This is a genomic window from Arthrobacter sp. FB24, assembly GCF_000196235.1.
Taxonomy (GTDB): Bacteria; Actinomycetota; Actinomycetes; order Actinomycetales; family Micrococcaceae; genus Arthrobacter.
Genome location: NC_008541.1, coordinates 3887102 through 3905865 on the forward strand (window position 1 = coordinate 3887102; position 18764 = coordinate 3905865).

18 protein-coding genes are annotated in these 18764 nt (G+C 66.0%); 12 read left to right on the forward strand and 6 right to left on the reverse strand.

Annotation, left to right across the window (positions count from 1 at the left end; all coding sequences use genetic code 11):
- Nucleotides 1–7: 7 nt before the first annotated feature.
- The 3 genes from ARTH_RS17520 to ARTH_RS17530 all read right to left on the reverse strand — a co-directional run bounded on the left by ARTH_RS17520 (nt 8) and on the right by ARTH_RS17530 (nt 1743).
- Nucleotides 8–880, reverse strand: coding sequence for an NAD-dependent epimerase/dehydratase family protein (locus ARTH_RS17520; protein ID WP_011693279.1), 873 nt, complete (start codon nt 878–880; stop codon nt 8–10).
- A 155-nt stretch (nt 881–1035) separates the two neighbouring features.
- A complete protein-coding gene (locus ARTH_RS17525) occupies nt 1036–1410 on the reverse strand; it encodes a hypothetical protein (RefSeq protein ID WP_011693280.1) in 375 nt (124 codons plus the stop codon).
- A 12-nt stretch (nt 1411–1422) separates the two neighbouring features.
- Nucleotides 1423–1743 (reverse strand): DUF3040 domain-containing protein, encoded by a 321-nt coding sequence (locus ARTH_RS17530; protein WP_198011521.1) that lies wholly within the window; start codon nt 1741–1743, stop codon nt 1423–1425.
- Between the two features lie 131 nt (nt 1744–1874).
- Between ARTH_RS17530 and ARTH_RS17535 the strand changes: the two genes are divergently transcribed.
- From ARTH_RS17535 to ARTH_RS17545, 3 genes are all read left to right on the forward strand, one after another.
- Nucleotides 1875–2354 carry a universal stress protein gene (locus ARTH_RS17535; protein ID WP_011693282.1) on the forward strand — a complete coding sequence of 160 codons (480 nt, stop codon included), beginning with the start codon at nt 1875–1877 and terminating at the stop codon, nt 2352–2354.
- A gap of 130 nt (nt 2355–2484) precedes the next feature.
- Nucleotides 2485–3198, forward strand: a complete 714-nt coding sequence (locus tag ARTH_RS17540; protein WP_011693283.1) for a hypothetical protein — start codon at nt 2485–2487, stop codon at nt 3196–3198.
- Entirely contained in the window at nt 3179–3817 is a 639-nt protein-coding gene (locus ARTH_RS17545; protein ID WP_011693284.1) for a response regulator transcription factor, read from the forward strand. Before ARTH_RS17540 ends, ARTH_RS17545 begins: the two co-directional genes overlap by 20 nt.
- Before the next feature lie 33 nt (nt 3818–3850).
- Here ARTH_RS17545 and ARTH_RS17550 read toward each other — a convergent pair whose 3' ends face one another.
- Entirely contained in the window at nt 3851–5521 is a 1671-nt protein-coding gene (locus tag ARTH_RS17550; protein ID WP_011693285.1) for a GAF domain-containing sensor histidine kinase, read from the reverse strand.
- 355 nt (nt 5522–5876) lie between these two features.
- On the opposite strand from ARTH_RS17550, the gene ARTH_RS17555 reads away from it, so the two are divergent.
- Nucleotides 5877–6938, forward strand: a complete 1062-nt coding sequence (locus ARTH_RS17555; protein WP_011693286.1) for a glycosyltransferase family 4 protein — start codon at nt 5877–5879, stop codon at nt 6936–6938.
- Here the strand turns inward: ARTH_RS17555 and ARTH_RS17560 are convergent.
- Complete coding sequence (locus tag ARTH_RS17560) at nt 6908–8233, reverse strand: phosphoribosyltransferase (RefSeq protein WP_011693287.1); 1326 nt, start codon at nt 8231–8233, stop codon at nt 6908–6910. The two genes, ARTH_RS17555 and ARTH_RS17560, sit on opposite strands and share 31 nt — an antisense overlap.
- 380 nt (nt 8234–8613) lie before the next feature.
- Between ARTH_RS17560 and ARTH_RS17565 the strand changes: the two genes are divergently transcribed.
- The 7 genes from ARTH_RS17565 to ARTH_RS17595 all read left to right on the forward strand — a co-directional run bounded on the left by ARTH_RS17565 (nt 8614) and on the right by ARTH_RS17595 (nt 15749).
- Nucleotides 8614–9357, forward strand: coding sequence for a GAF and ANTAR domain-containing protein (locus tag ARTH_RS17565; protein WP_011693288.1), 744 nt, complete (start codon nt 8614–8616; stop codon nt 9355–9357).
- A 192-nt stretch (nt 9358–9549) separates the two neighbouring features.
- On the forward strand, nt 9550–10572 hold the full coding sequence (locus tag ARTH_RS17570; RefSeq protein ID WP_011693289.1) for a LacI family DNA-binding transcriptional regulator: 1023 nt from the start codon (nt 9550–9552) through the stop codon (nt 10570–10572).
- An 89-nt stretch (nt 10573–10661) separates the two neighbouring features.
- The gene (locus tag ARTH_RS17575) at nt 10662–11897 is read left to right on the forward strand and encodes a sugar ABC transporter substrate-binding protein (protein WP_011693290.1); all 1236 of its coding nucleotides are present in this window, start codon (nt 10662–10664) and stop codon (nt 11895–11897) included.
- Nucleotides 11898–11906: 9 nt separating this feature from the next.
- Complete coding sequence (locus tag ARTH_RS17580; RefSeq protein WP_011693291.1) at nt 11907–12935, forward strand: carbohydrate ABC transporter permease; 1029 nt, start codon at nt 11907–11909, stop codon at nt 12933–12935.
- A gap of 7 nt (nt 12936–12942) precedes the next feature.
- Nucleotides 12943–13833 carry a carbohydrate ABC transporter permease gene (locus ARTH_RS17585; RefSeq protein WP_011693292.1) on the forward strand — a complete coding sequence of 297 codons (891 nt, stop codon included), beginning with the start codon at nt 12943–12945 and terminating at the stop codon, nt 13831–13833.
- A gap of 33 nt (nt 13834–13866) precedes the next feature.
- Complete coding sequence (locus tag ARTH_RS17590) at nt 13867–14640, forward strand: ThuA domain-containing protein (RefSeq protein ID WP_011693293.1); 774 nt, start codon at nt 13867–13869, stop codon at nt 14638–14640.
- Nucleotides 14637–15749: a Gfo/Idh/MocA family protein gene (locus tag ARTH_RS17595; protein WP_011693294.1), complete on the forward strand. Its 1113-nt coding sequence runs from the start codon at nt 14637–14639 to the stop codon at nt 15747–15749. Before ARTH_RS17590 ends, ARTH_RS17595 begins: the two co-directional genes overlap by 4 nt.
- Nucleotides 15750–15753: 4 nt before the next feature.
- Here the strand turns inward: ARTH_RS17595 and ARTH_RS17600 are convergent, their stop codons facing one another.
- Complete coding sequence (locus ARTH_RS17600; protein WP_043431040.1) at nt 15754–16152, reverse strand: hypothetical protein; 399 nt, start codon at nt 16150–16152, stop codon at nt 15754–15756.
- A 128-nt stretch (nt 16153–16280) separates the two neighbouring features.
- Here ARTH_RS17600 and ARTH_RS17605 point away from each other — a divergent pair, with 128 nt between their 5' ends.
- Nucleotides 16281–18698 carry an HAD-IC family P-type ATPase gene (locus tag ARTH_RS17605; RefSeq protein WP_011693296.1) on the forward strand — a complete coding sequence of 806 codons (2418 nt, stop codon included), beginning with the start codon at nt 16281–16283 and terminating at the stop codon, nt 18696–18698.
- Nucleotides 18699–18764: the final 66 nt, after the last annotated feature.

Below are 18764 nucleotides of genomic sequence, written 5' to 3' on the forward strand. Positions count from 1 at the left end.
GTTCTCCTCAGTCCTCGGTGGGCGTGGTGCGGTTCGAGTGGTACGTCCGCCATGTGTGCTCCGGGGCAAACCCCAGGAGGCGCTTGGCCTTGTCGATGGAAAGCATGGTCTCGTGTTCGCCGAGCTCCTTGACCACCTTGACGTCCGGAAAGACTTCCGCTGCGAGGCTGGCGCTGGACCGGCTCATGACGGTGTCTTCGTTGGCAATGATGAACGCCTCGAATCCGGGCTTGCCGTTCTCCAACGCGCGGGCCACGGCCTGCGCGCCGTCGCGCCCGTCGATGTACCCCCAGAGGTTCCACTTCCGCAGGGAGGCGTCGGAGTCGAAGGAGGGAAAAGCCTCATAGTCCTCAGGGTCCATCACGTTGGAGAACCGCAGGCCGGTGATGCTCAGTTCCGGGTCCCAGCGGGTCAGCTGGATGGCCATCTGCTCCTCCAGGTGCTTCACCAGCGAGTAAGTGCTTTCAGGCCTGGCCGGGTATTCCTCATCCACCGGGATGTAGGGAGGATCGACGTCGAACGGCAGCCCCAGCACCGTCTCGCTGGAGGCGTACACCACCTTCTTGATTCCGGCCCGGCGTGCGGCCTGGAAGACGTTGTAGGTGGCGAGAATGTTGTTCTCGAACGTGGCCGCATCCGGCGCGAGGCCCGGAGCCGGGATGGCCCCCAGGTGCACGATCGCGTCGAAGCCCTCGTGGCGGTCATCGAGGCCCAGGATGACGTCCAGGACCTGCCCGTAATTGCGCAGGTCAACCTCGGTGAAACCGCGGTCCCGGGTGCCCGTGCGGTCCAGGTTCAGGACGTCATGGCCGTCCTCGGTGAGCCTGCGGACCACGCTCCTGCCCAGTTTTCCGCTTCCTCCGGTTACAGCAACTCTCATCAGGAACTCCTCTGGGTAGTTGGCGGCCGGCGGTCATCCGCGACCGTGCGCCGCCGCCGTCGTCATTCCACCCTAGAGGCGCAGCGGTACGGATGCAGCCTTTCAGCATGGCCCTCTGAGTCCTAGGAAGGAACGCCCCTGCCTGCCGGCGGCCTTCAGCCAAGCCGGAACAGCAGCGGGAGGGTGTTCGTGATGATGCTGAAGGCGGCGGCCACGATGCCGATGACTGCCGGTATGAGGCCCCGCGCCTCGCCGCGGCCCCGGGCCCTGAATCCGAGCACCGCCGCGGCCAGCTCGGGCGCCAGGATCAGCAGCAGGGCCGGCCCTGCTGCGAGCGCAACCACTCCCGGAGGCACTGAGTCCTCACCGGTGTATCCCTGCAGGGTCAACAGGCCCTCCCCGATGAGCATTCCGGCCACGAACGCCACGGGAATGGCGGCAACGGCGATCCATGCCCAGCGAAGGGGCCGGAGGCCGGGGCGGGAGCTTGCGGAACCCGGGGCGGCGGGCACCTCGCCGGGTGAAGTCATCCGGGATGGCTGTCAGATGTGCTGCGACTGGCCCGGCAAACCAAGGCTCGGCCGGCCGAAAGGAAGCCTGCTCGGGCTGATGCCCAGGGATGCGTAATAGCCGCCGGCCACCATCGCGGCGAACCCGGCGACGCCCAGGTAGACAATCTGCAAGGCGGCGCCGGCGATCACTGCAAGGAATCCGCAGACCACGCACAGGGCACCAAGGACGATCCGCCGCATCAGCGACCAGGACTGGCCCTCCATGCGCGCGGCGAATTGCGGATCGTCCTCGTGAAGCGACTGCTCCATCTGCCTGAGGATGTCCTTTTCATGTTCAGAAAGCGGCATCATTGACCTCCGAACCGGATTGATATTAAGGATCGTCCCTCGGACGGTTAAGTCAATAGAGCCGAAAGTCATGGCGGAACCCCGGTGACTTTGGACCCTAGGCAAGGGGTGCCGGGCGGCGCACGCTGGAACCCATGAACACTGAAGAACGCATTGTGGTGGGAGTGGACGGTTCCGAATTCTCCACGGCTGCCTTGCAGCTCGCCGGACGAATGGCCCGAAGCCTCAACGCCCCGCTGGAGATCATCACATGCCTGGGCACCTCTGATTTCTACCTCGCTTCGCACATGCCTGCCGGGCGGGTCCCCAGCATGGAGGAACTCGAAGAGACAGCCAAGCGCCTGGTGGACCAGGCCGTGGAAAGGGCCTTTGGGGCAGAACCTCCGGCGCGGCTGTCCCGCACCGTGAAGTTCGGTCCGCCGGCAAAGACCCTGGTCGATGAAAGCCGCGATGCGCAGCTGCTGGTGGTGGGCCGGCGAGGGGAAGGCGGGTTCCTCACCCAGGTCATGGGATCCGTCAGCGGAGCCTGCGCCGCGCACGCACACTGCCCGGTCCTCGTGGTGGGCCAGGACTCGAAGGTTGCCGAACCGGAACCGGGTCCCACGTCCGGGTGAAGCCGGGCATCCCCGTGGCAGGCCCCTGGGCGTTCAGTGACTTTGTGCCCTGATCACGGTTCGTACCCAAGCCATAACCTGAATGCATCAGCGCGGCACGCCCCGCGCGCCAAGTCCCGGGAGCATCGTCATGAAAGCAACAACGGCGAGCATCATCGCAGGCGTGGTCCTCCTGCTGGCCGGAATCCTCTTATTGTTGGACGCCCTGCGCATCCTCGACACCGCACTGCTGGTGTGGCCCTTCATCTTTGGCGCCTCCGGCGCCGCCTTCCTGGCAGTGTTTTCCAGAAGCCGCGCCAATTGGTGGGCAGCCATCCCGGGCTTTGTCCTCCTTGGGCTTGCCGCGGTGGTCGCCACCACACAGCTGTGGCCCGGGGTGGCGGGCGATTGGCCAGGTTCGCTGTTCTTCCTCTTCATCTCCGCCGGCTTCGCTGCCGTGTACCTCCGGGAGCGGGCCAACTGGTGGGCGCTGATTCCTTGCGGCGTCCTGCTCACCCTTGCACTGGTGGTGGCATTGCCGCCGGGCCTGGACGGCACACCGGTGGCCGCGGTGCTGTTCCTGGGGTTCGCCGCGACCTTTGCAGCGCTGACCCTCACGCCGGAGAGGATGAAGTGGCCATTAATCCCGGCGGCTGTGCTGGCCGTTCTTGGGCTGTCCTTCGCCATCCAGTCGGCCGTGAATTTCCGCACCATGGAGTACCTCACCGCCGTGGTGCCGCTGATAGTCGGCGTGTGCCTGCTGTACTACGCATTCCATAACCGCCGGAGCGGCAGCCGGCACACGGGCCGTGCCGTGCCGGATCAGATGAAGCCGGGACTGGGTGATGCTCACGGTGGCCACTGACCCAGCAATCGACAACACCGTTGTTGGGGGAACGCGCGTATACATCCTGGACAGCCATGCGCTGGTCCGGACAGGACTCCGCGAGCTGCTGGAAGAAGCTCACTTCACGGTGGTTGGCGAGAGCGGATCCGCCTCCGAAGCAAGCCGCCGGATCCCGGAACTGTGTCCCGACCTCGTGGTGATCGGAGCCCATCTGCCGGATGGCACCGGCATCGAAGTGTGCCGGGAAATTCTCGCGGACAATCCCGGCGTCCGGTGCCTGCTCCTGAGCAGTTACGACGACGACCATGCACTCAGCAGCGCCGTGCTGGCGGGAGCAGCCGGCTACGTGCTCCGGCAGTTACCCGGAACCGCGCTGGTTGAGGGAATCCGCCGGGTGGCCACCGGCGAGTCATTGCTGGAGCCCGGCACCGAGCGCAAGGTAATGGAGAGCCTGTACAAGGCGCAGGCGAACCGCGGGCTCAGCGGCCTCAGCTCACAGGAACTGAGGGTTTTGGCCCTCATGGCGGAGGGCCTGACCAACAGCCAGATCAGCGAGGAGACGCGCTTCGCGCGGACTGCGGTGACGATACAGGTTGCCGGCATCCTGGCCAAGCTGGGCTTCGAACTGCGCGGCTAGTGGCCGGTGGACTAGGGCGCTGACGCAGCCAGTTCATCTCGACGGTGCGGTCCATGTCAGTCGGGTGCCGTGCCCGGGGCTGCTCGTGATGGAGCACTCGCCGCCCAGTGCCCTGGCCCGGTGCTTCATGTTTGCGATGCCGCTGATGCGGTCGGGATTTTCGAACCCGCAGCCGTTGTCCGCAATCCGAAGTTCCACGCCGTCGGGCCGGGCGGTCAGCGAAATCTCGATTTCGTCCGCCCCGGAGTGCCGGACGGCGTTGCTCAGTCCCTCGGACAGCACCGGCAGCAACTGCTCGACGACGGCATCGGGCACCGCTTCGTCCACCGGTCCCGTCAGCTGGACCTTGGGGGAAAAGTCGGAGTTCCGGATCCCCTCGTGAATGGTCCGCATGATGAGGCCGGTGAGCGGCTCCTTCAGGCCGTGGCCGGTCCGCATTGAGTAAATGGTGTCCCTGAGCTCATGGATGGTGCTGTCCAATTCGGCTGTCACCGCAGAGATACGTTCCTGGGCCACAGGGTCCGGGACATAGCGACGCAGGCTCTGCATGCTCAGCCCGGCACCGAAGAGCCGCTGGATCACCAGATCGTGCAGGTCCCGCGCAATCCTGTCGCGGTCCATTGACAGCAACTGCTCTTCCCGCCGCCGCCGCGCCCTGGCCAGCCCGAGCGCCAGGCCAACCCGGGAGGCGAAAACGGCGCAGGACTGGATGTCCGATTGGAGGTACAACGGACCTCCCGGGGGACGCGCCAGGATCAGCAGGCCGCGTTCACCGCTCTTCCGTCCCAGGGCAGCCACCAGCAGGGGGCCGAGTTTCTCGTCCGTTCCCGGCCCAAAGACCTCGTACGGGTCCCTGACGAGGGCGGAAAGCCCGGTTTCCAGGACGTCGGCGATGGCCTTGGACGCAGGCAGCTCCTGGCCGGCAGGAAGGGACTGGGCCCCCACCATGGTGCGGCACCGTTGCATGCCGTCGGCGTCAGGGTAGGCAATCACGGCGAGGATCGAATCCGAGACAGTCAGTGCCCGCTCGGCCACGAGGTCCAGGTTGTCGGTTTCGCCGGGGAACATCGCCGAACTCAGCTGGTCACTGACTTCCAGCCCGGCCTCCAGCCAACGTTGCCGGCGTCGGGTGTCCTCGTACAGGCGGGCATTTTCGATTGCGACGCCGGCAGCCGCCGCCAAGGCGGAAGCGAGCTCCTGGTCCTCTGCGGTGAAGGGGCCGCCGTCGAGCTTGTCCGTCAGGTAGAGGTTTCCGAAGACGGAACCGCGGACCCTGACCGGCACCCCAAGGAATGTCTTCATGTCCGGGTGGTTGGGCGGGAACCCGCTGGCCATTTCGTGCGCGGTCAGATCCTCCAGCCTCAGTGCCTCTGGTTGGCGGATCAGATGCCCCAGTACCCCGCGTCCCGTAGGGAGGTCGCCGATCAGGCGGACGCCGTCGTCGTCGATTCCCACCGTGATGAAGTGCCCCAGCTCATGATCGCCGTCGATCACGCCCAGCGCGCCGTAGCGCGCGCCCACCAGCTCGCAGGCTGACTGCACCACACGGTCCAGGACGGCTTCGAGGCTGAGGTCTTCGGTGAGCGAAACCACGGCACCCAGCAGGCCCTGCATCTGGTCCTGGGCGCGCACCAATTCATCTGCCCGGGCCACGAAGTCGCGCAGCAGGTCCTCGGTGCGCCGGCGGATCGGTTCACGCCACATGGCGTCCCCGAAGGCAAGGACCGCGGAAGAGGCCGTCGGCCAGTCCAGCGGCAGGCGCAGTAAAAGGTGCGCCGCTCGGGCGACTAAGAAGAATTTTGTTTGACCGATACATGGTGACTACCGGAAGGTCCGGGCTCATGCGACTCCCCACAGCAGTGAGACACACACACGGCGGACTGCTTCACCGAGTTCTATTGCATCAACCCCAGACTGATACCAACACAGTACCAAGACCGACACAGGGGCTCAATAGACAGCGTAACGGGACTAAAGGCACTGGGCATCCACCTGCACGGCTGGGAATCTGATCGAGCGGCAAACTGCGGCGTCCCCGGGTCCGAGGAGATGATCCAACGTGCGTATCGGACTGATCGCTCCCCCTTGGCTGCAGGTCCCGCCGCCCCGTTATGGCGGCACCGAAGTGGTGGTTGACGGGCTGGCCCGCGGACTCGTAGCCGCCGGTCATGACGTGCTGCTGGCCGCCCCGGCGGGAAGCACCTGCCCGGTTCCCCTTGTTCCGGACATGCCGGAGCCCAGCTTCGGTTCGTCGGCCACCTGGTCCGCTGGTGCCGAGCTTTACCATGTGGCCTTGGCCTATGCCGCCCTGACGGACGTGGACCTCGTCCACGACCACACGGTGGCCGGTCCCTTTTTCCGCTACCGCCCGGCCTCGCTTCCCGTGGTCACCACCAACCACGGGCCGTTCAGCTCGCGCCTTGGCGACCTCTACCGGCTGATGGGGCCGGATGTGGCCATGGTGGCCATTTCGCACCGGCAGGCGGCGGATGCCGGGGGTGTGCGGATCGCCCGGGTGATCCATCACGGAATCGACGTTGATGCCGTGCCGGTGGGAGACGGCACCGGCGGCTACGCGGCGTTCCTCGGGCGGATGAGCCCGGACAAAGGGCCGCGGGAGGCCATCCTCATCGCGCGGCAGGCCGGGTTCAGGCTTCTGCTGTCCGCCCGGATCCAAGGCCGGGAGGAACAGGAATACTTCGACAGCCAGGTTGCCCCGCTCCTTGGGCCGGAGGTGGAGTTCCTCGGAGAACTCAATGTCGCGGAAAAATATCAGCTCATGGGCGGTGCAGCGGCATTCCTCAACCCGATCCAGTGGCCCGAACCGTTCGGCCTGGTGATGATCGAAGCACTGGCAACGGGCACCCCGGTGGTGGGCACCGGTTCCGGTGCGGCCCCTGAAATAGTGGACGACGGCGTCACCGGTTATCTCCGGACCGGCATAGACGACCTCGCCGAGGCCCTGACCTTGGCCCCTGGCCTGGACCGGGCTGCCTGCCGCCGGGCCGCCGAGCTGCGCTTCAGCGTGGGCCGGATGGTGGCCGATCACATCTCATTGTATGAGGAGATATTGCGGGACAAGCGGTTGGATCAGTCGCCGGCCCCGTCCCCGCCCGGCTGAAGGTAGCGGAGGAACCAGTCCCTGGCCAGCGCCGCGGCTTCCGACAACGTGCCGGGTTCCTCGAAAAGATGCGTGGCCCCCGGAACCACGGACAGCTGGCTGGGACAGCGCAACAGTGCCTGGGCCCAGCGGTTCAGTTCCAGGACCTCCCGGTCCGCCCCGCCCACTATCAGGAGCGTGGGGGCACGGACGGCTGAGAGCCTGTCACCGGCGAGATCCGGACGGCCGCCCCGCGACACCACGGCGCCAATACGGGCGCCGGGTTCCGCCGCAGCCCACAAAGCGGCCCCGGCCCCCGTGCTTGCACCGAAGTACCCCACCCTGCTCCGGGCGGTCTCCGGCCGTCCGGCGAGCCATTCCGTTGCCCCCGTCAGCCGGCCGGCAAGCAGCCCGATGTCGAACACATTGGCCCGATTAAGTTCCTCGGCCGGGGTGAGCAGGTCCAGCAGCAAGGTTCCCAGTCCCGCCCGCTGGAGGAACGACGCCACAAAACGGTTCCGGGGACTGTGCCTGCTGCTGCCGCTGCCGTGGGCGAACACCACGACGGCGGCGCCCTCCACCGGCACGTAGAGGTGCCCCTGGAGCCGCGCCGCTCCCGCTTCGATCTGGACGTCCTCGTCGACGGCAGTCCCGTTGGCTACGGCCTGGGCGCTGTGCAGCCGCTTGGCTGCCGCGTCGAGCAGCAGCACGACTTCGGCGTCGTCAGTCGGCGAGAAGTCACGGTAGTGATATCCGACGGCGGTGAACTGGCGCGGCGTGGCCAGGCAGACCACTTCATCCGGTTCCGTGAGGTCCGCCAGCGTGTCCGCCGGTGCCACCGGAACCGCCAGGATCACCCTGGCGGCGCCCAGCTGCCGGGCGATGTGGCACGCAACGCGGGCCGTGGAGCCGGTGGCGATGCCGTCGTCGACGATCACCGCGGTGCGTCCCCTCAGATCCGCACGGGTCCGCCCTTTCCTGAACCGGGCCACCCGCGTCTCGAGCAGGGCGCGCTCCCGGTCTTCAACGGCGTCAAGCTCTGCCTGCGTCACGCCCACGCGGGAAATGATGTGCTTGTCCAGGACCCGGGCACCGCCCTCGCCTATGGCTCCCATGGCCAGCTCAGGCTGGAACGGAACGCCCAGCTTCCGCACCACGATCACGTCCAGGGGTGCATCCAGCGCCGTGGCCACCTCGAACGCCACCGGAACGCCGCCCCGGGGCAGCCCCAGAACTACGATGTTCTGGCCGCGAAGGTATTCGAGCCGCTGCCCCAGCCGCCGTCCCGCTTCTACCCTGTCCTCGAAAATGCTCATGGCCAGCCGTTCGCCTCGTGGCTCAAGGCCGCCAGGCGGGTCCGGTGAGCCGGCGTAGGAAGCTCGGCGTGGAGGGACGGACTGCGGCCGCTTTTCTCCAACTATCCGGCAGGTGGCGGCCGGTTGCGAGGGACTTTCGGCCCGGATTCGGCAGGCATCGACGGCCTCCTTCGCGGTGCGCGCACGACCGGGGGTGGGCCTTGTCACACGGGTCCGGAGCCCGGCGAGTGATGTATATAATTTCCCGGTACGGTTTAGCAGAGAGCCGTTGGATAGTTCTACGATCCGGTTCTCTGCCTGCTACCCGCCTTGCGACCGACAAGGTGGGCGGCCGCGTTGCCGGTTCGTTTTGACCTGAACGAAACGGCAGCAAGAACATCGTGGCCAGCGAGTCGACCGCAAACACCGCAACGTCCATCAGCCAGCACCTGAACGAATTGGTGTTGAACAGCTCGGATGTCGAGCAATTCCTCCACGAACTCGCGCGCGTCTCCGCGCGCAGCCTCTCCGAACCGGGGGACGCCGTCCTGTGCGGGATCACCCTGCTCCGGCACCGGAAAGCGGCCACCGTGGCCAGCAGCAGCCCGGAAGCACAAGCTATGGATGAAATCCAGTACGCCTTCGGTGACGGCCCGTGCATGACCGCTTCCCGCGACCAGGTGACGGTGCACATCAAGGACCTTGAAGCCCACGAACGCTGGCCGACGTACTCCACCACAGTCCTGGGGCACGGAGTCCGGTCCATCCTCGCCGTGCCCTTCCAGCTTGAGGGCGACACTCGCGCGGCGCTGAACCTCTATTCCCACCGCCCCGGCCGTTTCGAGGGCAAGGTCCTGGAGCTCGCCGAGGATTTTGTCAGCCAGACGTCCATGGCCCTCCGGCTGGCCGTGCGCTTCGCCCACTTCAGCGATACGGCGGCCAACCTCAAGGCAACGCTGGAGTCCCGCACCGCGATCGACGTCGCCATCGGGATCATCATGGCCCAGAACCGCTGCAGCCAGGAGGAAGCCTTCGAACTCCTGAAGGCGGCCTCAAGTGCACGGAACGTCAAACTGCACGGCGTGGCAACGGCCATTGTGGATTCCTTGGGCCAGGGACCGACGAGGACGCACTTCGAGCTGTAACCGGCGCCGTTCAGCTTCGGCCGGGGCTGTGGACCGAAATAAGCATTGCGCACGAATGTGATGCGTGCCATACTCTTCTCGATACGCATCGACGATACGCATCGATAACATACATGTACCCAGCGCCGGCGCGGCCCGGAGCCGGTAGGCTCGGGACCCAAAGAGTGCCAGGAACAAAGGAGGTGGAGAAGAGTGCCAACCAGCAAAGACGTTGCGGAAGCCGCCGGCGTCGCCCAAAGCACTGTCTCCTACGTCCTGAGCGGCAAGCGGCCCATCTCCGAGAAAACCCGAAGAAAGGTCGAAGCGGCAATTGAGCAGCTGACCTACCAGCCCAACGCCGGGGCGCGGGCGCTTGCCAGCCGCAAGACCCGGGTCATCGGGCTTGTGATCCCCTTCATTCCCGAACTGCATATGGCTTCCATCATGGAGTTCGTCTCCGTCATCGCCTCCACGGCCCGGCAATACGACCACGACATCCTGCTGGTCACTGAGGATGAAGGAGCCGCCGGGCTCCGCCGCGTCGTCGGACAGCAGATCTGCGACGGCCTCATCCTGATGCAGGTCGAGGGCGAGGATGAGCGCCTTCCCGTGGCGCGGACGCTGAACGTACCGGTGGTTCTCATCGGCATCCCCCGCGACCCGTCCGGCCTCGTCTGTATAGACGCGGACTTCGAAATGGCAGGCGAACAATGCGTCCGGGACCTCGCCGCAGCGGGGCATTCCGTTATTTCCGTCATCGACTGGCAGCCTGAAGTGGTGGAACGCCATGTGAATTACGTGGACCGGTTCATGCTTGGCACGGACAGCGCGGCACGAACCCTCGGCGTCACCGTGCAGCACCTGCCCGGCGGCGCGGACCGGGACACCATTTCCGCTTCCGTGGACCGGGCCCTTGCTCGGACCACGGGTGTACCGGCTTTCATCGCACCGGACGGCACGGTGCAGGACATCCTGCGCCGGACCCTCGCGTCCAGGGGACTGACTCCCGGGGTGGATGTCTCGGTTATTGGCAGCGCCTCACCCACTCTGGCCGAACTCCAGCCCGTCCCGCTCTCCACCATCGACCTGCGCCCCGCGGAGGTCTCCCGCCGGGCGGTGAAAATCATCTGCCAGCTTCTCGACGCCGATTCCCAGGGACCACACGAATCCCTGGAGTTGGTGCCCACGGTCATCACGCACCGTTCCAGCACGCTCCGTCCACCCCACGGCGCCTAACACCACTCGCACCGCCCTGCCCGAAGTATTCATTTTGCCCATTGTCGATACGCATCGATGACTCAGCCCAACAACCCAAGGAACAGACAATGAAGTCAGCATTCACCAAGAGCCGTCCTCTCGCCGTTGCCGTCACCGCCCTCATCGGGCTGCCGGCCATGCTCTCCGGCTGCGGTACCGCCGCCTCATCATCATCCACGGAGTCAGTCTCGGAGATCTCCGTCATGGACTACTACAACAATGAACCTGACAAGACCTTCATCGGCGACGCCCTCACCGCCTGCGGCACCAAGGCCGGCGTCAACATCAAGCGGGAAACGGTGCCCGGTAAATCCCTGATCTCCAAGGTCCTTCAGCAGTCCTCATCCAAGACCTTGCCGGACGTGCTGATGCTGGACAACCCGGACCTGCAGCAGATTGCGGCCACGGGCGCCCTGGCTCCCCTGGCCGATTTCAACATCAGCACCGCCGACTTCGCCCCCGGCGTGCTCAGTGCGGGCACGTACAAGGACAAGGTCTACGGGCTGGCCCCCACTGTCAATACCATCGCCCTCTTCTACAACAAGGACATCCTGACGAAGGCCGGAGTGACCCCGCCGGCCACGTGGGACGAGCTGGAAGCGGCCGCCGCCAAACTGACGTCCGGGGACCAATACGGGCTGGCGTTCAATGCCAACCCCACTTATGAAGGCACCTGGCAGTTCCTGCCGGTCATGTGGTCCAACGGCGGCAACGAAAAGAACATCGACACGGAGGAAACGGCACAGGCCCTGCAGCTCTGGACCGACCTGGTGAAGGACGGCTCGGTGTCCTCCTCCGCCCTGAACTGGACGCAGGCCGATGTCAAGGACCAGTTCCTGGCCGGCAAGGCCGCCATGATGGTCAACGGACCGTGGCAGATCCCCTCCCTCGACAAGCAGGCCTCCCTGCAGTACGGCGTGGTGAAGATACCCGTCAGGGAGGCCGGCCAGACCGTTGTTGCCCCGCTCGGCGGAGAAGTCTGGACTGTTCCGCAGACCGGGAACAAGGCCCGGCAGGCCAAGGCCGCAGAGGTGGTCTCCTGCCTCAACAGCGACGAAAACCAGCTGGCCATGGCCAAGGTCCGGAACACTATCCCGTCCAAAACGACCCTGGCAGCCAAGTTTGCCGAAGAAAACCCAAAACTCGCCACGTTCACCGAACTTGTGAAAACCGCCCGCGCCCGCACGGGACAGCTGGGTGAGGAATGGCCCGCGCAGGCCACCAAGATCTACACCGCCATCCAGACGGCCCTCACCGGTAAGGCGACCCCGTCCGAGGCCCTGAAGCAAGCGCAGGGACAGTAGGCAGCGGCCATGTCACTGACAACTGATTTGTCGCAGGCGACACCTCCCAATGGAAAGGCATCCAAGGGAAAGCCGGGCGGATGGAGGGCCGGCGGCCGGCAGTCCGGCGGCGCCGGAAGGAAGGATACCTTTGCGGCGCCGCGCCGACGCAGCCGCCAGCGGCGGGAGCGCCTCTTCCAGTGGCTGTTCCTGGTGCCCGCGGTGGTCTACATGGCACTCTTCTTCGGCTACCCCGTGGTCAAGAACGTCGTCATGAGTTTCCAGGACTACACAACCGCCACGTTCTTCACCGGCGAGGCCCCGTGGGTGGGGCTGGCCAACTACGTGACGGTGCTGTCGTCGTCGTTGTTTTCCACCGCGTTGCTCAACACCGCACTGTTCACCGTAGGGTCCATCCTGGGCCAGTTCGTGATCGGTCTGGCGCTGGCGATTTTCTTCCAGCAAAAGTTCCCGCTCAACGGGATCCTCCGGAGCCTGCTCCTGCTCCCCTGGCTGCTGCCGCTGATTGTCTCCAGCGCCGTGTGGCGGTGGATCCTGGACAAGGACAGCGGTGCACTGAACCGCTTCCTGGGTGACCTGAACATCGTGGACACCGGGGTGCCATGGCTAACCAGCACGTCGCTGGCCCTGATCGCCGTCGTCGGCGTGAACATCTGGATCGGCATCCCGTTCAACCTGACTATCCTTTACGGCGGCCTGCAGGAGATCCCCGACGAGCTGTATGAGGCAGGCTCCTTGGACGGTGCCACGGGCTGGAAAGCATTCCGGCACATTACGTGGCCCATGCTCCGGCCGGTAGTGAGTGTGGTCCTGGTGCTCGGCGTCGTCTACACGCTCAAGGTCCTGGACATCATCCTTGGGCTAACAAACGGCGGACCGGCCAACTCGACACAGACGATCGCCACGCAGTCCTACGCGCTCTCCTTCCAGGAGTTCAAGTTCGGCGAGGGCGCCGCGCTGGGCAACATCCTGGTGATCATTTCGCTGGTGTTCGCGGTCCTGTATCTCCGTGCCAGCCGGCGAGCCGTTGATGAGTAAGGAAACCATGACGACGACAACAATCACCTCCCGCGCCGGCGGTCACCGGCCCGGCGGGCGCAAGGCGGCCGGCCGCAGTACCGGGCCGACCCCGGATCGCAAGAACTGGGGTGCCACGGCGCTGGCCATTTTCTTCCTGGCGGTCATGCTGTTTCCGGTCTACTGGATGGTCAACGCCTCGCTGCAGCCGAACGGCACCACCCTGGAAACATCCTGGCTGCCGCTGAAACCGGATTTCACCGGCTACGCCACCGCCATCAGCGAACAGGGCGGAAACCTGGGCACCAGCCTGGTCATTTCGCTCGGCAGCGTGGCGCTGAGTCTGGCCATCGCCGCTCCGGCAGCGTACGCCCTGGCCTACTTCAAGGTCCGCGGCGCCGGTATCGTGCTGTTCGCCATCCTGATCAGCCAGATGATCCCCGGAATCGTAGTGGCCAACGCCCTCTACACCGCCTACAACGACCTCGGCCTGCTCAACTCCATCCCGGGCCTCATCCTGGCGGACTCGGCGCACGGCATCCCGTTCGCAATCCTGATCATCCGTGCCTTCATGAACGGCATGCCGGCATCGGTGATCGAGGCGGCCCGGGTGGATGGCGCCGGGCACATCCGGGCGTTCTGGTCCATCGTGCTGCCGCTGAGCCGGAACTCGCTCATCACCGCCGGACTGTTCACGTTCCTGTTCGCCTGGAGCGACTTCCTGTTCGCCCTGACCCTGACCACCACCGAAGCTGTCCGGCCCGTAACGCTGGGAATCTTCCAGTACATCGGCGCCTACGTGAACGACTGGAGTTCGGTGATGGCCACGGCCGTGCTCGCATCCATCCCTGCCATCATCCTGCTGGTCGCCGCACAGAAATACATCGCCGCAGGCACAACCGGCGGCGCGGTCAAATAGGCCGTCTTCAACAACACTTACGAGGAGAACATCATGACTGACACCAAGCCCGTCCGCGTCACCGTCTGGAGCGAGAACCGCCACGAAAAGCGCGACGAACTCGTGGCCCGACTCTATCCCGACGGCATGCACGGCGCCGTCAAGGCAGGAATCGAGGAGAACCTCGGGGCCAAGGTCAGTGTCCGCACCGCCACTCTCGACGAACCCCAACACGGCCTTAGCGAGGAGGTCCTGGCCAACACCGACGTCCTGACCTGGTGGGGGCACATGTCGCACGGCGACGTGGAAGACGAGATCGTGGAGCGCGTGCACCGCCATGTCCTTTCCGGCATGGGCCTGATCGTTCTGCACTCCGGCCACTGGTCCAAGATCTTCACCAAGCTCATGGGCACCTCCTGCACCCTGCGCTGGCGTTCCGAACAGGACCGCGAACTTGTCTGGACCGTGGACCCCACCCACCCGATTACCAGGGGTGTACCGCATCCCATCGTGATCGACCAGCAGGAAATGTACGGCGAGTTCTTCGACATCCCCACCCCTGAGGAACTCGTGTTCATCAGCTCCTTCAGCGGCGGCGAGGTGTTCCGTTCCGGCTGCACCTTCCGCCGCGGCCACGGCAAGATCTTCTTCTTCAGCCCCGGCGACCAGGACTACCCCGTCTACCACCACAAGGACGTCCGGCGCGTCATCGCCAACGCCGTCGAGTGGGCTGTGACCGACCGCCCCGAACGCGCCTACCCCGAACTGCTGCGCTACGAAACGAACGACTTCTTCAACGGCAAGAGCTACCAGGGGGCCAACGCGTGAGCACGGACTTCGCCACTATTCCCGACGACGGAGCTCCCCTGCGCGTCATCGTCGTCGGTGCCGGCGGCATGGGCCGCGCCTGGCTAAACACGGTCCAGCAGTCGCCCCAGGTGGAACTGGCCGGCATCGTTGACCTCGACCTGGATGCCGCCCGCGCGGCAGCCGCCGCCATCGGGCGCCCGGACCTTCCGGTCGGCACCGGCACTGCAGCACTTGCGGCCGACGTCGGCGCCCGGGCCGTCATCAACGTGACAGTTCCTGCCGCGCACCACCCGGTCACCGCCGAGGCGCTGGCCGCCGGCCTGCCGGTCCTGGGCGAGAAGCCGGTTGCCTCCACCGTGTCACAGGGCCTCTCCCTCGCGGCCGCCGCCCAACTGTCCGGCCAGCTGTTTATGGTCAGCCAGTCGCGGCGCTACAACCGGCAGCTCTTCGAGGCGAAGCGGCTGGCGTCATCGCTGGGCAGCATCGGGATCGTGTCGGCCGAGTTCTTCAAAGCCCCGCATTTCGGCGGTTTCCGCGACGCCATGGACCACCCGCTGCTGTTGGACATGGCCATTCACCAGTTCGACATGGCCCGGTTCCTGCTCGACGCCGATCCGGTGTCGGTTTTCTGCGAGGAGTACAACCCGTCATGGAGCTGGTACCGCGGCGATGCCGGGGCCAGCGCCATCTTCGAAATGACCGGCGGGGAACGCTTCGTCTTCACCGGCAGCTGGTGCAGCCCCGGGCAGGAGACGTCGTGGAACGCTTCGTGGCGGATCAGCGGCGAGCACGGCACCGTGCTGTGGGACGGCGACAACGAACCCACCGTGGAATCGGCCAAACCGGCCGGATCGGCGCCGGGCGCCGACCCCGGCCAGGAGATCGCCGGCTCTCTCCGGGACTTCGTGGCAGCACTCCGCACGGGCGGCACCCCCATGGGTCAGGTTCACCGGAACATCATGAGCCTGGCAATGGTGGAGGCCGCCGTTCTCAGCGCCGCGACAGGAACCAGGGTTTCCGTCGATGGCCTGCTGGAAGAGTCCTACGCGGAGGCCATCCTGGCTGAGCGCGATCCGGGCGTGCTCGAGATCCTCAAAACCTGGCCGTCCGTCAGGGCCGCCTTGTAACTACTCAGAACATCGGCAGCAGGAACCCGGCAACCATGGCCGCCGCACCGATGCCGCTCAGGATCCAGCCGAGGACTCCGGCCGCCTCTCCGCGCACCTCCGGGGCACTGGTCCGCCAGCGGGTGGGCGTCTTCACCGCGTAGTGGATGGTGACGGCGTCCCCCGGGGCCATATGCCGGATGTCATACGGGGACATGGGCGCGTTGTGGACCTCGTGATGGTGGTCGTACCAGCGGAACCCCACGCCGCTCTCGTCGGAGTAGACCACGCCCTCCGACTGGGTCCACTGATCCTCGAACCGCCTCATCGTCTCCACCACCACCAGAAGAATGAGGCCGGCAGGCAGGCAAATCCAGGTCAGCACTTCCAGGATGGGGCCTGCAATGTCAAGAACTCCGGGCATGGTCACGATGCTACCGTTCCCGCGCATTCACGGGCCACATCCGTCGTCCGCTCCGGGGCGGGCCACGAGCCCGGCCGGCGTGCCACACTAAGGACTACGAACGGCGCACGCCTAAGGGAGCAACACACATGGTGACGGGGCAACGCACCCACCGGTTTGGCAAGGACAGGTGGCGCGGGAACGGCCTGTCCAGTGCGGACGTCTCCGAACGTGTCCGCGGGGGCCTGACCAACCTGGTTTCCAACGCGTCAAGCCGCAGCCTGTGGGACATCTTCCGTGCGAACGTCCTGACACTTTTCAATGCGATTGTGGCCGGCAGCTTCGTGCTGCTCCTGGCCTTGGGCCAGTGGCAGGACGCCCTCTTTGGCTTCGCCGCCGTCGGAAACGCCGTCATCGGGGTGGTCCAGGAGTACCGGGCCAAGAAGTCGCTGGACCGGCTTGCTGTGCTGAACTCCCCGCACGCACGGGTCCTGAGGGACGGCGCCATCCAGGACATTCCCACGGCCGAGGTGGTCCTTGACGACGTCATCCTGCTCTTCGCCGGAGACCAGGTGCCTGCGGACGCCACCGTGTTCGCCGCCAACGGTCTGGAAATCGACGAGTCCCTGCTCACCGGTGAATCCAACCCCGTGGACAAAGAAGCTGGGTCCGAGGCGCTGGCCGGGTCCAGTGTTGTGGGCGGTCAGGGCCGGGCGCAGGTTGTCCGGGTGGGGGACGACTCCTTCGCCGGCAAGCTCACGACGGCAGCCAAGCGTTTTTCCCTGGTGAACTCGGAAATCCGCACCGGCCTCAACCGGGTCCTGCGCTGGATCACATGGGGCCTCCTTCCTGTCATGGCTGTCGTTGTCAACGGGGAGATGCAAGCCCAGGGAGGCTGGAACCAGGCGCTGGCCACGGGTTCCTGGAAGACCGCCGCGGTCGGCGCCGTGGCCAGTGTCATCGCCATGGTTCCGCTGGGCCTGGTGCTTATGGCCAGCGTCGCTTTCGCCCTCGGCGGGCTGCGGCTCGCGCGCGACAAGGTCCTCATCCAGGAACTGGCAGCCGTGGAAGGGCTGGCCCGGGTGGACATGCTTTGCCTGGACAAGACCGGCACCCTCACTGAAGGACGAATCGTTTTCGACGGGATGCACGACGCCGGCGCCTCACCGGTGCAGGGGTGGAAGGAGGCGCTGGGCTGGTTCGGGGCCGACCCCGATGCAAACGCCACCGCCCGCTGCCTCGCCGCCGTCTACAAGGACGACGGCGTCCCCCGCCCGGTATCCTCCGTCCCCTTCGCGTCGTCCCGGAAATGGAGCGCCGTCAGCTTCACCGACGGGTCAGCGCCCGGCACCTGGGTGCTGGGCGCGCCGGAACTCGTCCTCGAGTCCACGACCCCGGGACACGTCCAGGCCCTGTCCTCCGCGGCCGGGCTGGCATCGTCCGGCCTCCGGACCCTGGTTCTGGCCCATGCCGGACAGCCCATGGCAGTCCGGGAAGCCGAGGAGGCAGCCCTGCCGTCCGTGCTGGTGCCTGCCGCGATACTGACATTCCGCGAAAAGATACGGCCCGACGCCGCAACGACCCTCGCCTACTTCCGGGAACAGGGCGTCGACCTCCGCATTATCTCCGGTGACGATCCGCGGACCGTGGCGGCAGTCGCCCGCGACGTGGGCCTGGACACCGCCGACGGCTACGATGCCCGCGACCTGCCGGAAGATCCCGAACTCATGGCGGACGTCCTGCAGGACCACAAGGTATTCGGCCGGGTTACCCCCGCGCAAAAGAAGGCCATGGTCTCTGCGCTGCGCAGCCGGGGCCACGTGGTGGCCATGACCGGGGACGGCGTCAATGATGCCCTCGCGCTGAAGGAAGCGGACATCGGGATTGCCATGGGCACGGCCGCCGCGGCCACCAAGGCCGTCTCCCGGCTTGTGTTGTTGGACGGGCGGTTCGACAGGCTTCCCGGCGTCGTGGCTGAGGGAAGACGGGTCATCGCCAACATCGAGCGCGTCTCGATGCTGTTCCTTGCCAAGACAGCGTATGCCATTGCCCTTTCGGTGGTCTTCGGCGGTTTGCTGTGGGGCTTTCCGTTCCTGCCGCGGCAGCTCTCCGCCACCGACGGGCTCACCATCGGCATCCCCGCTTTCTTCCTCGCGCTCATGCCCAACGCCCGGCTCTACAGGCCCGGCTTCCTCAAACGCTCCCTGACGTTTGCCGTGCCCGCAGGCCTCATCATTACCGTGGCCGTCGTTGCACTGAATACCTATGCCGCGATCGCAGGCGTGTACGGGGAGGATTCCGTGCGAACCGGGTCGGTCATGGTGCTCGCCCTGGTGGCACTCTGGGTGCTCGTGGTGCTTTCCCGGCCGCTGAACCGCTGGCGTCTCCTCATCGTCGCCTCAATGTATGCCGGCCTCCTCGCGCTGCTCACCGTCCCCGTCATCGCAGACTTCTTCGGCATCTCTTGGCCCCCGGACGAGCTCCGCAACGCGGCCCTGCTGGCGGCGCTTGTCGGGTGCGCCGCCGTCGAGCTCGTGTTCCGGTTACGCCGCCGCCTCAACGTTTGACAGTGCGCGGGCCGCGGCGCCGTGGACGCATAACTGTGTTTGGCACTACCCGGGGCCGGTTGCACC